12 protein-coding genes and 1 tRNA gene are annotated in these 13,339 nt (G+C 37.9%); all 13 read left to right on the forward strand.

The features are described 5' to 3' along the window. Positions 1-264: 264 nt before the first annotated feature. The 13 genes from HGC4_RS02155 (at position 265) to HGC4_RS02215 (ending at position 13,268) form a co-directional block, all read left to right on the forward strand. Positions 265-942, forward strand: a complete 678-nt coding sequence (locus HGC4_RS02155) for a fumarate reductase (protein WP_050708472.1) — start codon at positions 265-267, stop codon at positions 940-942. A 26-nt stretch (positions 943-968) separates the two neighbouring features. Next, positions 969-2,927: a fumarate reductase/succinate dehydrogenase flavoprotein subunit gene (locus tag HGC4_RS02160; RefSeq protein ID WP_050708473.1), complete on the forward strand. Its 1,959-nt coding sequence runs from the start codon at positions 969-971 to the stop codon at positions 2,925-2,927. A gap of 25 nt (positions 2,928-2,952) precedes the next feature. After that, a complete protein-coding gene (locus HGC4_RS02165) occupies positions 2,953-3,708 on the forward strand; it encodes a succinate dehydrogenase/fumarate reductase iron-sulfur subunit (RefSeq protein ID WP_050708474.1) in 756 nt (251 codons plus the stop codon). A gap of 125 nt (positions 3,709-3,833) precedes the next feature. After that, complete coding sequence (locus HGC4_RS02170; RefSeq protein ID WP_050708475.1) at positions 3,834-4,421, forward strand: Crp/Fnr family transcriptional regulator; 588 nt, start codon at positions 3,834-3,836, stop codon at positions 4,419-4,421. Between the two features lie 80 nt (positions 4,422-4,501). Next, complete coding sequence (locus HGC4_RS02175; protein WP_050708476.1) at positions 4,502-5,089, forward strand: porin family protein; 588 nt, start codon at positions 4,502-4,504, stop codon at positions 5,087-5,089. A gap of 270 nt (positions 5,090-5,359) precedes the next feature. Continuing rightward, positions 5,360-7,189 carry a dihydroxy-acid dehydratase gene (ilvD, locus tag HGC4_RS02180; RefSeq protein ID WP_050708477.1) on the forward strand — a complete coding sequence of 610 codons (1,830 nt, stop codon included), beginning with the start codon at positions 5,360-5,362 and terminating at the stop codon, positions 7,187-7,189. A 12-nt stretch (positions 7,190-7,201) separates the two neighbouring features. After that, a complete protein-coding gene (locus HGC4_RS02185; protein ID WP_050708478.1) occupies positions 7,202-8,191 on the forward strand; it encodes a zinc-binding dehydrogenase in 990 nt (329 codons plus the stop codon). A gap of 10 nt (positions 8,192-8,201) precedes the next feature. Continuing rightward, positions 8,202-9,902 carry a biosynthetic-type acetolactate synthase large subunit gene (gene ilvB / locus HGC4_RS02190; RefSeq protein ID WP_185099940.1) on the forward strand — a complete coding sequence of 567 codons (1,701 nt, stop codon included), beginning with the start codon at positions 8,202-8,204 and terminating at the stop codon, positions 9,900-9,902. A 4-nt stretch (positions 9,903-9,906) separates the two neighbouring features. After that, positions 9,907-10,575: a class I SAM-dependent methyltransferase gene (locus HGC4_RS02195; RefSeq protein ID WP_050708480.1), complete on the forward strand. Its 669-nt coding sequence runs from the start codon at positions 9,907-9,909 to the stop codon at positions 10,573-10,575. A gap of 58 nt (positions 10,576-10,633) precedes the next feature. After that, positions 10,634-11,176 (forward strand): acetolactate synthase small subunit, encoded by a 543-nt coding sequence (gene ilvN, locus HGC4_RS02200; RefSeq protein ID WP_050708481.1) that lies wholly within the window; start codon positions 10,634-10,636, stop codon positions 11,174-11,176. Positions 11,177-11,197: 21 nt separating this feature from the next. After that, entirely contained in the window at positions 11,198-11,929 is a 732-nt protein-coding gene (locus tag HGC4_RS02205; protein ID WP_050708482.1) for an acyl-[acyl-carrier-protein] thioesterase, read from the forward strand. A 65-nt stretch (positions 11,930-11,994) separates the two neighbouring features. Beyond that, positions 11,995-13,041: a ketol-acid reductoisomerase gene (gene ilvC, locus HGC4_RS02210; RefSeq protein WP_050708483.1), complete on the forward strand. Its 1,047-nt coding sequence runs from the start codon at positions 11,995-11,997 to the stop codon at positions 13,039-13,041. A gap of 153 nt (positions 13,042-13,194) precedes the next feature. Continuing rightward, positions 13,195-13,268, forward strand: a tRNA-Ile gene (locus HGC4_RS02215). Positions 13,269-13,339: the final 71 nt, after the last annotated feature.

Below are 13,339 nucleotides of genomic sequence, written 5' to 3' on the forward strand. Positions count from 1 at the left end.
CTCTGATTCTTTAATGCAAAGAGCCTTCAAAACATTTTCACTATAAATAATTAGTATACAAATCTAGAATAGATAAACTAAAGGAAATATAATTAACCTATGCAACAATGCAAAAACAGACAAAAAAGTCTCATTTTACTTTCTTTACTAGGTTATTTACTCTATTTTTGCACTACGAATCATTGATAAAAAAGATGCACTATTACTTTTATTTATAAGAGTCTAATCAATAACCATTAAATAACTAAAAAACTATTAAATCTTATGAGTTGGTTACTTAATTCTTCTATTGGCCGCAAATTCATCATGGCTTTGTCCGGCTGTGCGTTGATTTTGTTCCTACTATTCCACATGAGCATGAACTTAGTTTTGATCTTTTCGGTCGAAGCTTATGACATGATTTGTGACTTTCTTGGAACAAACTGGTATGCGATTGTAGCTTCTATGGGTTTAGCTGCATTGTTTATCGTACATATTTTGTATGCTGTGGTATTAACATTGCAGAACAGAAAAGCACGTGGTAGCGACGTGTACGCATCATCTAACCTTTCTCCTGTAGAATGGTCATCTAAAAACATGCTGGTATTAGGACTAGTAATTGTTGCTTTCCTTGTATTGCACCTTTACGATTTCTGGTACAAAATGCAGTTCTCTGAACTTTTCCATTTAGAAGGTGCTGAACCACACGGATCGGTAATCGCAATTGATTTATTCAGTAATCCTGTGCATGTGCTTCTTTATCTTATAGGTATCACAGCACTTTGGTTTCACCTTGCACACGGTTTCTGGAGTATGTTCCAGTCAGTAGGTATCAATAACAGAATATGGTTACCTCGTTTCAAAGTTATCGGATATGCAGTAGCAACTATCATTTGTGTAGGCTTTGCTATAGTACCGATTTTCTTCCTAGCGAAGCATTTCCTTTGTTCTTCTTGTATTTAATTAACCGCTAAAAGAAAAAAACAGATATGGCTACTATATTAGATCCAAAAAAAGATTCTAAAATTCCTGATGGGCCTTTGGCTGACAAATGGAAAAACTATAAAGACCATCAAAAGCTTGTAAATCCTGCGAACAAACGTCGTCTTGATGTTATTGTTGTAGGTACAGGTTTAGCAGGAGGTTCGGCTGCTGCATCTCTTGGAGAAATGGGATTCAATGTCCTTAACTTCTGTATTCAGGATTCTCCACGTCGTGCACACTCTATTGCTGCTCAAGGTGGTATTAATGGGGCTAAAAATTATCAAAATGACGGTGACTCTGTTTACCGTTTATTCTACGATACAATCAAAGGTGGTGACTATCGTGCACGTGAAGCAAACGTATATCGTATGGCTGAAGTGTCGAATAACATCATCGACCAATGTGTAGCTCAAGGTGTACCTTTTGCTCGCGAATACGGAGGTCTGTTAGATAACCGCTCATTCGGAGGATCTCAGGTATCACGTACTTTTTACGCAAAAGGACAAACAGGACAACAACTTTTACTTGGTGCATACTCTTCATTGAGCCGTCAAGTACAAAAAGGTTCTGTTAAACTATATACACGTTACGAAATGCTTGATCTTGTTATCATTGATGGCAAAGCTCGTGGTATTATCGCACGTAACTTAGTTACTGGTAAGATCGAACGTTTCTCGGCTCACGCAGTAGTTGTAGGAACAGGTGGATACGGAAACGCATTCTTCCTTTCTACAAATGCAATGGGTTCTAATGGTTCGGCTGCTATCCAATGTTACAAAAAAGGAGCTTATTTTGCTAATCCTTGTTTCGCACAGATTCACCCAACTTGTATTCCTGTTCACGGAGAATTCCAATCAAAATTAACTTTGATGTCAGAATCTCTTCGTAATGACGGACGCATCTGGGTACCTAAGAAAAAGGAAGATGCTGAAGCTATCAGAGCAGGTAAACTTAAACCTACTCAATTGAAAGAAGAGGATCGTGACTACTACTTGGAAAGACGTTATCCTGCGTTTGGTAACCTTGTACCTCGTGACGTTGCATCTCGTGCTGCTAAAGAAAGATGTGATGCAGGTTTCGGTGTAGGTGGTACTGGTTTAGCCGTATATCTTGACTTCTCTGACGCTATCAAGCGTTTAGGTAAAGATACTGTAGAAGCTAAATATGGTAACCTTTTCCAAATGTATGACAAGATTGTGGATGACAATCCATACGAAACACCTATGATGATTTATCCTGCTATTCACTATACTATGGGTGGTGTTTGGGTTGATTATGAATTGATGACTTCAATTCCTGGATGTTTCTTCATCGGAGAAGCTAACTTCTCGGATCACGGAGCTAACCGCCTTGGAGCATCGGCTCTTATGCAAGGTCTTGCTGATGGATATTTCGTATTACCATATACTATTCAGAACTATTTGTCGGACCAAATTACTGTACCTCGTTTCAGCACTGAACTTCCTGAATTCCAACAAGCAGAAGACGATGTAAATAAAAAGATCGCTAAGCTTATGAGTATCAAAGGAAATCGTTCTGTAGATTCTATACATAAGGAGCTTGGGCTTATTATGTGGGATTTTGTAGGAATGGGACGTACTAAAGAATCTTTGGAAAAAGCTATTGAGGATATCAAGAAAGTGAAAAAAGAATTCTGGAGCAATGTACGCATACCGGGTGAAGCTAGTACGTTAAATGTTGAACTTGAAAAAGCACTTCGTGTAGCTGACTTCCTTGAAATTGGCTATTTAATGGCAATTGACGGATTGAACAGAAACGAATCGTGTGGTGGACACTTCCGTGAAGAGTATCAAACACCAGAAGGTGAAGCTCTTCGTCGTGATGATGAATACGCTTACGTTTCTTGTTGGAAGTTTACAGGTGAAGATCAAGAACCTGAATTAATTAAAGAACCTCTTGACTACGAATTTGTAGTTAGACAACAACGTAACTATAAAGCATAACCCAATTAGTAAAAGAGTAACAAAAATGGATAAGACAATAAATATAACATTAAAGGTTTGGCGTCAAAGAGGTCCTAAAGAAAGAGGAGCTTTTGAATCATACAAATTGGACGGAATATCGGTAGACACTTCTTTTCTTGAAATGTTAGACATTCAAAACGAAATACTTATCAATCAAGGACAAGAGCCAATCGTATTTGACCACGATTGTCGCGAAGGTATCTGCGGTATGTGTAGCTTGTATATTAACGGACACCCTCACGGACCAGACGAAGATATCACCACATGTCAATTACACATGCGTAAATTTAAAGATGGCGAAACTATTACAATCGAGCCTTGGCGTTCAGCAGGATTTCCTGTTATCCGTGACTTGATGGTAGACCGTACAGCTTTCGATAAAATTATTCAAGCAGGTGGATACACTTCAATAAATGCAGGTGGAGCACAAGATGCTAATGCAATTCCAATTTCGAAAGAAGCTGCAGACGAGGCTATGGACTCAGCATCATGTATCGGTTGTGGAGCTTGTGTGGCTGCTTGTAAAAACGGATCGGCAATGCTATTCCTTTCGGCAAAAGTAAGTCAACTTGCTTTATTACCTCAAGGACGTGTAGAGGCTGCGAAACGTGCAAAATCGATGGTTGCAAAAATGGATGAATTAGGCTTCGGTAACTGTACCAATACTGGTGCTTGTGAAGTTGAATGTCCTAAAAACATTTCAATCAGCAATATCGCTCGTTTGAATCGCGAATTTATCACTGCTAAATTCAAGGATTAAGATCATAAGACTTAAATACCTTAAGATATACTTCTACAAAAGCGACTACTTTATAAGTAGTCGCTTTTATTTTAATTACATTCGCTATAAATATATCTCAGCATAAAGAGAAACAAGTTCATACTTTGGAGAAAGCAATCAACATACAAGAACATATTAGTTCAATTATCTCGCTGGAAGACAATCAATGGGAACTAATATTAAATGCACTCGAAAGCAAAGTAATAGATAAGGATGACCACTTACTAAGAGAAGGAGAAGTCTCAGATTCTATTGCTTTCATAAGTAGTGGAACTCTTATTTATTATAAAGATCTTGAAAACGGAGATCAAATGACTACCGATTTTGGTTTTGAAGGAGATTGGGTAACCGATAACTACAGTCGATTAAACAATTGTCCCTCCCTCATAAATATAAAAGCAATAGAAAAATCTAAACTATATATTCTAAAGAATAATGAACTAATAGCACTTTACAATAAAATCCCCTCATTAGAAAGATTGGGACGTGTAGTTACCGAACGTTTCTTTCTAAAAATGGTAGAGCATAATATCGATTTACAAACACTCTCAGCAAAAGAGCGATACCTGAAGTTACTAAAAAATCATCCTGAAATATTTCAACGAATACCTCAATACCATATTGCCAATTATTTAGGCATAGCTCCTAAGTCATTGAGCAGAATTCGTAGTGAAATTTTCAACAAAGATTAATTTGGTAACAAATGTGGATCAATTGAGTACTATTCTATTCTGACCTTTACACCAAATAATAACTGTAAACGTCAAATAAAATGAAAACTAATTGGTTATTTCTACTCCTATTTTTCGCACTAACTACAACTCTCTTTTCTCAAGACCAACAATCAAGCACAAAGCCTCGAAGCTATGAAGTAAAACAAGCTTTTGAAGTAGAAAGCCTCGTTCCTATGTTCTTAACAGGTGGTTATCATTTTGCTATAAGCTATCGATACGATAAGTTCAGAGTGAGGGCTAGTGTTATAAACGGCGGAAGTTACAATGCAGAAACTGCTGGCATAAATAACACCTCTTCCGAGTTCAAACGTTTTTACAAAACATCACCGGGAATTTTCTTAGGATATAACGTCTGGAAGAATCTTGAACTTTATGGATTTGCCGAATTTCACACATTCAGCATACAACAGAAAAGCACAAAAATAGAAAAGGATATTCATAGTATTGATCTTGGAGGAGGCGTAGGCTATCAATTCTTTATCGGACGCTATTTTTATATACAACCTGCCGTGCATATCTATTGTCGAAAAGATCATAGTTTAGGCTTTGAGGGTACTAAATACAATATTTCTAATATTGATTTTTCTCCCGTGCTTCGTTTAGGTGTAAGACTTTGGAGTAAATAGAAATTCGTATTTTTAAAAGCTCTGAATAAAATATACGGGCAAAAGGCTTGTAAATAAAAAAACATTTATATCTTTGTGAAATACACAGTATCATTATTTATGTCAAATTGTATTTTACATGTCCTCATTCTTGATATTCTGCTCGTCGGACAGAGTAAATGAGGAAGGTATGTATAACGATAATCGTGTACTAAAATAGCTAAATGTAATCACTAGATATAAACCTTTCTCATCACTGAGAAAGGTTTTTTTTATCAAAAAACTATCAAGATGGCAATAGAATTAAGAAGTTCTACCAGCACACAAGGCAGAAGAATGGCAGGAGCCAGAGCTCTTTGGAGAGCAAACGGTATGAAAGAGGAACAGTTGGGCAAACCAATCATTGCGGTGGTGAACTCGTTTACTCAGTTCGTACCTGGGCATATGCATCTACATAATATAGGTCAGCAAGTAAAAGCAGAAATCGAAGCATTGGGTTGTTTTGCAGCCGAATTCAATACAATAGCCATTGACGATGGTATTGCAATGGGACATGACGGTATGCTTTACTCGCTACCCTCTCGTGATTTGATTGCAGACAGTATCGAATACATGGTAAATGCTCACAAAGCTGATGCAATGGTATGTATAAGTAACTGCGACAAAATCACTCCCGGAATGCTTATGGCAGCCATGCGATTGAATATCCCGACAATATTTGTATCGGGAGGTCCAATGGAAGCCGGAGAGTTAGACAACAAACATCTCGACTTGATAGATGCCATGATAAAAGCCGCAGACAGCAATGTTTCGGATAAAGAGGTATCAGCTATCGAACGTGCTGCTTGTCCAACTTGCGGATCATGCTCAGGAATGTTTACTGCCAACTCGATGAACTGTTTAAACGAAGCTATAGGTTTGGCATTACCCGGAAACGGAACTATCCTTGCTACTCATGCAAACAGATTGAAACTGTTTCAGGATGCAGCTAAAATGATTGTTGCAAGCACTTACAAATATTATCGAGATGGTGATGATACTGTACTTCCTCGTACAATAGCTACAAAACAAGCCTTCCTTAATTCAATGACATTGGATATAGCCATGGGAGGTTCTACCAATACGATACTTCACTTACTGGCAATAGCTCACGAAGCTGAAGTAGACTTCACAATGACCGATATAGACCAACTTTCGAGAAAGACGCCATGTCTTTGTAAAGTAGCCCCCAATACCGATAAATACCACATACAGGACGTAAACCGAGCAGGTGGTATATTAGGTATTATGGGAGAATTGGCAAAAGCAGGTTTAATAGATACTTCTCTACCTCGTGTAGATGGCCTTACTCTTCAACAAGCAATCGACAAATACGATATAACTTCTGCAAATCCTTCGGCTGAAGCTCTTGAGCTTTACAAATCGGCTCCGGGAAATAAACCCAATTTAGTAATGGGGTCACAAACCAACATGTATAAAGACGTTGATAGTGACAGAGCAAACGGATGTATCCGTGATTACGAGCATGCATATACTAAAGATGGTGGCTTAGCTATCCTGAAAGGAAATATTGCTATTGACGGCTGTGTTGTTAAGACTGCAGGTGTTGACGAAAGCATTTTCAAATTTTCGGGTACAGCAAAAGTATTCCATTCTCAGGATGATGCTTGTGATGGTATTTTAAGAGATAAAGTAAAGGCTGGGGATGTAGTTGTCATCAAATACGAAGGTCCGAAAGGAGGTCCCGGTATGCAGGAGATGCTCTACCCTACCTCGTATATAAAATCAAAACATTTAGGAAAAGAATGTGCCTTGATTACCGACGGTCGTTTTTCAGGAGGAACTTCAGGACTTTCGATAGGTCACGTATCACCCGAAGCTGCAGCAGGCGGAGCAATTGGTCTGATAAAAGACGGTGATATTATAGAAATAGATATCCCCAACCGATCTATCAATGTAAAAGTATCAGATGCCGAATTAGAAAAACGCCGTCAAGAAGAACTTGCCAAGGGTAATGAAGCATTCAAACCCAACCGTGTAAGAAACATATCTAAAGCCTTAAAAGCATACGCAAGTATGGTAAGTTCGGCTGATTTAGGTGCGGTTAGATTGATAGATTAAAACATCCGAAAGATGGAGATAAAAGCTAAATCTTGGTGTTGGCAAAAGAAAGGTGAACCAACTGATCTTATTCTCAAAGAAAAGGAAATAAGAGAAATTGGGGATAACGAAGTCCTTATTCAAAATAATGTAATAGGACTAAATCCTGTCGACTGGAAATTAATCGAACGGGGACATCCTGCATGGAAGTCCGATTCAGTTCCCGGTGTTGACGGAATGGGGGTTATTCTCAAAGTTGGACGAAATATGACTCATTTGCGTATAGGCAGCAGAGTATGTTATCATACCGATCTTTCGAAAGACGGCAGTTTCAGTACACACACAATTGTTTCAGGGCATGCACTTATGCATGTTCCCGACAAATTGAGTGATACGGCAGCAGCATCTTTTCCCTGTCCATCACTTACGGCTTGGCAAGCTCTCCAAAAGATACCCAATATAGCAGGTAAAAAAGTTTTAGTAAGCGGTGCAGGTGGATCAGTGGGATATTTCCTCACTCAATTATTACTCGAAGCCAATGCACGGGTCTATGTTACGGCTAGTAAAAAACACCAGACTGAATTCCTCAAAATGGGTGTTATACAAGCTATAGATTATAAAGACAATAACTGGAAAGAAACTATAAAGAATCATTTGAATGGAAATTCATTTGATGCCATAATCGATACTGTAAGTGGAGAGCATGCAACAGGAATGGCATCACTACTCGGATATTATGGATATCTGGTAGCTATTCAGGATCGAGTCGAGCAGTCTCCTTTACCTGCATTTACAACCTGTATTTCTGTACACGAAGTAGCTTTGGGAGCTTTTCATAAATATGGATCGCCACAACAAATAGTAGAGTTGATGCAGCAAGGAGAATTACTCCTCAATAAAATAGCGAGCGGAACCCTCAGAATAAGGGATAACAAAATCGAAACATTCGATAACCTCGCCAAGCATTTAGCTGAAATGAAAGCTAATAATATTCAAACAAAGTACTTAATTAAAGTTTCATAAGCATTTATTAATCATGAGTGAAAAAATAACAGGAAGTGAAGCTCTTATACGGTCATTGATAAATGAAGGCGTAGACACTATCTTCGGATATCCCGGAGGAGCTATTATGCCCGTATTTGATGCTATATACGATTATAAAGACAAAGTAAACCATATATTAGTTCGTCACGAGCAAGGAGCAACACATGCAGCACAAGGTTATGCACGTACATCGGGAAAAGTTGGAGTAGCATTTGTTACCTCAGGACCAGGTGCTACAAATGCCATAACAGGTATAACTGATGCAATGATGGATAGCACACCTATGGTGGTTATTGCCGGACAGGTAGCTTCTACCCTACTGGGTAGCGATGCTTTTCAGGAAGCCGATGTTGTAGGTATTTCTCAACCTGTGACCAAATGGGCTCATCAGGTAAGATGTGCAGAAGACATACCTTCTGCCGTAGCACGAGCTTTTTATATTGCATCATCAGGTCGTCCGGGTCCCGTATTGTTGGATATCACTAAAGACGCTCAATTCGGAAAAATAGAATATGAGTACAAAAAGGCTACTTTCATCAGAAGCTATATTCCTAAACCAGAAGTAAATCCTGAAGAGATAAAAGCCGCTACCGAACTTATCAGCAAAGCGAAAAAACCATTGGCTTTAGTTGGACAAGGTGTGTTACTTGGAACTGCTGAAGAAGAGCTTAAAGCTTTTCTAGAAAAATCGGGTATTCCTACAGCTTTTACGGTATTAGGCTTATCAGCTATTCCAACAGATCATCCTCTTAATGTGGGAATGTTGGGTATGCACGGAAATATTGGTCCTAATCTAAAGACAAACGAATGTGATGTACTTATAGCTATCGGTATGCGTTTTGACGACCGTGTAACGGGTGATCTGAAAACATATGCTAAGCAAGCAAAAGTAATTCATTTCGATATAGATCCTGCTGAGATAGACAAGAATGTAAAAACAACAGTTCGCGTATTGGGTGATGTAAAAGACACTCTTGCTGAAGTGACCAAATTGATGGACACCACAACTCATACTGAATGGTTAGCTGAATTTAAACCTTGCTCAGACAGAGAATATAATGTAGTTATCCAAGAAGAACTATTCCCTACTTCGGGTAGTTTGAAGATGGGTGAAGTAATCCATAAAGTATCAGAAGCTACTAACAACGATGCCGTATTGGTAACAGATGTAGGTCAACACCAAATGATGGCTGTTCGTTACTTTAAGTACAAACAATCACGCAGTGTTGTAACATCAGGAGGTCTTGGTACTATGGGGTTTGGTTTACCCGCAGCCATTGGAGCCAAGATGGGAGCTCCTAACCGTACAGTATGTTTATTTGCAGGTGATGGAGGTATCCAAATGACTATACAGGAACTGGGTACAATTATGCAATATGACGTGGATGTAAAGATTATCATCTTGAACAACCATTTCCTTGGCATGGTGCGACAATGGCAGGAATTATTCTTTAGCGAAAGATATTCCGAAACCACAATGAAGAATCCTAACTTCTGTATGATTGCTAATGCCTATAATATTAAATCAAAAATTGTAGACAAACGTGAGGAATTAGATGATGCTATTGCCGAAATGATAAATCATAAAGGTTCTTACCTTTTAGATGTACAGGTAGAAGCAAAAGGAATGGTTTACCCTATGATTCCTTCAGGAACTTGTGTGACAAACATATTATTAGGAAACGAATAATAGAATGACTGTAGAATCACAATTCAATTCCATTGCCCAGCTTTATGACAGACAGAGACCTTCTCTGATCCCATGCTTTTCCGATTTTTATGGAGTAGCCATTGATAATCTCAATTTATCGATACTTTCACCACACATTTTGGATTTAGGAGCCGGCACCGGATTGTTTTCTGAATTTGTTCTACAAAAGTTTCCTGATGCAAAGATCACTCTCGTCGATATATCTGAGAAGATGCTGGATATTGCTCGTAAAAGATTTTTGTCAAATAAAAATATAAGTATAATCCAATCAGATTTTACTACTTTTAAGGACGAAAAACAATACGATGCTGTAATCTCCTCATTGGCTATACATCATCTGGAGGATAAAGCAAAAGTTGAATTATACAATACTATTTTCACTCTTTTGAAACCAAACGGTATATTTATCAATGCGGAACAGATTGCAGGTGAAAGTGACTATTTCAGTCGTTTATATGATCAGAAGTGGCGACAAAAAGTAGAAGCCAGCGATTTAAGTAAGGATGAAATAGCGGCATCTTATGAGAGAATAAAGCTAGATAAAAGAACTCCTGTCTCAACGCAGATAAAATGGTTAAGAGATTCAGGGTTTAAAGAAGTCGATTGCTTATATAAATACTATGACTTTGCAGTTCTTTATTGCAAAAAATAAAGATTCTAAATTACTTATAAACTGGTATGTGGAAGTAAATTTTAATTAGTTTGAAATTATGGAAGATAAAACATTATATACCGTTACAATATTCTCGGAAAACACAGTAGGTCTGCTAAGTCAAGTGACTAGTGTATTTACCCGCCGTCAACTAAATATTGAGACACTTTCGGTATCTCCATCGGCAATAAAAGGGATTCATAAATTTACAATTACAGTATATTCAGATAGAGAATCTATCGTGAAAGTTGTAAAACAAATAGATAAACGTGTAGACGTTCTGAAATCATATTTCAATACAGACGAAGAACTTATACACCAAGAAATTGCTTTGTATAAACTTTCTACACCCGATTTTATAAAAATAGGATCAGCAGAGGCTCTAATACGCAGATTTCATGCTCAGATTTTGGAGATCAACGAGAATTGTGTTGTTATTCAAAAGACAGGACATTATGCTGAAACCCAAGCTTTATTTGAAGAATTGAGCGAAATGATAGGTGTTCTTCAATTTATCCGTTCGGGACGAGTTGCTATCACAAAATCTAAAATTGAACGATTGAGTGATATGCTGCAAGAACGCGAAAAGAAGAATTCATAAGTCATCAATTTAAATAAGCTTATGTCATCAAAAGAAGGGATATATCCATACACAATTGATGCCTACCTATCAGATTTTAGAGGGAAGGCAACATTACCAATGCTCGGCGGATTTATGCTTCAAGCAGCAACACGCCATGCAGAAGAGCGTAATTTCGGTTATTCATTTATGACTAGCCAACAACGCGCATGGGTATTAATGCGTATGACTATTAAAATATCTGAATATCCAAGTAATGACACATCTATAAAATTACACACATGGGTATCTGATATTAATAAACTATTCTCTGAAAGAAGTTTTGCTTTCGAAGATCAAAATGGCAATTATATAGGCTACGCCCGATCGATGTGGGCATCTATTGATCTTGAAACTCGACGTCCAACTAACATTCTCGATTTGGAAAGGATGGCTGATTTTAAGTTAGACAAAGTATGTCCTATACCCAATGCAACTAAAATACCTCTATTAAAAGATGCTGAATTGGCAACATCGTTTACAGTAAAATACAGCGATATTGACATCAACAAACATCTAAATAGTATGAAGTACATCGAACATTTCGTAGATGTATTTCCCATAGAGATGTTTCAGGAAAAAGAAATTCAGACTTTTGAGATTAATTATATTGCAGAAGGACAATATGGGACAGCTCTTGATATCCTAAAGAAAGAAACCGATCAAGATAAATCGGTTTTAGAGATGAAGCACAATGATAAAACCATTTGCTTGGCAAGGGTTACATGGAAATGAGGTTATAAACCTCTATTTATCAGATTATTTAATAATACTATTTACATATATAACAAAAAAAGAAAATGGCAGAAATGAATTTTGGAGGAGTAGTAGAGCAAGTTGCTACTCGTGAAGAATTTCCTTTGGAAAAAGCAAGAGAAGTATTAAAAAACGAAACAATTGCAGTTATTGGCTACGGAGTTCAAGGTCCAGGTCAAGCACTAAACCTTCGTGACAATGGTTTCAACGTAATCATCGGTCAACGCAAAGGTGGCAAAACTTGGGAAAAAGCTATCGCTGATGGTTGGGTACCAGGTGAAACTCTTTTCGATATCGAAGAAGCAGCTGAAAAAGGAACTATCATCCAATATCTTTTATCAGATGCAGCTCAAATAGAAGTATGGCCTCGTCTTAAACCATATTTGACAGCTGGCAAAGCTCTATATTTCTCTCACGGATTTGGTATTACATACAAAGAACGTACAAATATCATACCTCCAGCAGATGTTGATGTAATTCTTGTTGCTCCTAAAGGTTCGGGAACAAGTCTTCGTCGTATGTTCTTAGAAGGACGTGGATTGAATTCTAGCTACGCTATCTTCCAAGATGCTACAGGACGTGCTAAAGAACGAGTAATTGCTCTTGGTATTGGTGTAGGTTCTGGATACTTATTCGAAACAGATTTCAAACGTGAAGTATATTCTGACCTTACAGGAGAACGTGGCACGTTAATGGGTGCTATTCAAGGCATTCTTTTAGCTCAGTACGAAGTTCTACGTGAGAATGGACATAGTCCTTCGGAAGCGTTCAACGAGACTGTAGAAGAGCTTACACAATCTTTGATGCCTCTTTTCGCAGAGAAGGGTATGGATTGGATGTATGCTAACTGTTCTACTACTGCTCAACGTGGTGCTTTAGACTGGATGGGACCGTTTCACGATGCAACTAAACCTGTATTTGCAAAATTATATGCTGAAGTAGCATGTGGAAATGAAGCTCAACGCTCTATCGACACAAACTCGAAACCAGATTACCGTGAAGGTCTTGAAAAAGAACTTGAAGCTCTTCGTGAAAGCGAAATGTGGCGCACTGGTGCTGTTGTTAGAAAATTAAGACCAGAAAATAACTAATCACCGATTAGTCTTATTATACTGAAAACCTGCATATACCATGCAGGTTTTCTTTTTTACTTAATTTTTGGTGACGCTTTTTTCCATCAAGACTTGCATATATAAACAAAAAGCAGTAATATTGCATCCGATTTCGAGACTACGTCTCAATCAGGTCCTATAGCTCAGTTGGTTAGAGCATCTGACTCATAATCAGGGGGTCCCTGGTTCAAGCCCAGGTGGGACCACCTCCAAACAAAGAAAGACTTACAGTAAAATGTAAGTCTTTTTTGTTTATATATACTAGCATTCATTCTTC

It is taken from the genome of Dysgonomonas sp. HGC4 (assembly GCF_001261715.1).
In the GTDB taxonomy this organism is placed as follows: Bacteria; Bacteroidota; Bacteroidia; order Bacteroidales; family Dysgonomonadaceae; genus Dysgonomonas_A.

Bases quoted from the DNA above. Each gene is read 5' to 3' on its own strand.
- HGC4_RS02155 (WP_050708472.1), top strand. From the start codon at position 265: ATGAGTTGGTTACTTAATTCTTCTATTGGCCGCAAATTCATCATGGCT.
- HGC4_RS02160 (WP_050708473.1), top strand. From the start codon at position 969: ATGGCTACTATATTAGATCCAAAAAAAGATTCTAAAATTCCTGATGGG.
- HGC4_RS02165 (WP_050708474.1), top strand. From the start codon at position 2,953: ATGGATAAGACAATAAATATAACATTAAAGGTTTGGCGTCAAAGAGGT.
- HGC4_RS02175 (WP_050708476.1), top strand. From the start codon at position 4,502: ATGAAAACTAATTGGTTATTTCTACTCCTATTTTTCGCACTAACTACA.
- ilvD (WP_050708477.1), top strand. From the start codon at position 5,360: ATGGCAATAGAATTAAGAAGTTCTACCAGCACACAAGGCAGAAGAATG.
- HGC4_RS02185 (WP_050708478.1), top strand. From the start codon at position 7,202: ATGGAGATAAAAGCTAAATCTTGGTGTTGGCAAAAGAAAGGTGAACCA.
- HGC4_RS02195 (WP_050708480.1), top strand. From the start codon at position 9,907: ATGACTGTAGAATCACAATTCAATTCCATTGCCCAGCTTTATGACAGA.
- ilvN (WP_050708481.1), top strand. From the start codon at position 10,634: ATGGAAGATAAAACATTATATACCGTTACAATATTCTCGGAAAACACA.
- HGC4_RS02205 (WP_050708482.1), top strand. From the start codon at position 11,198: ATGTCATCAAAAGAAGGGATATATCCATACACAATTGATGCCTACCTA.
- ilvC (WP_050708483.1), top strand. From the start codon at position 11,995: ATGGCAGAAATGAATTTTGGAGGAGTAGTAGAGCAAGTTGCTACTCGT.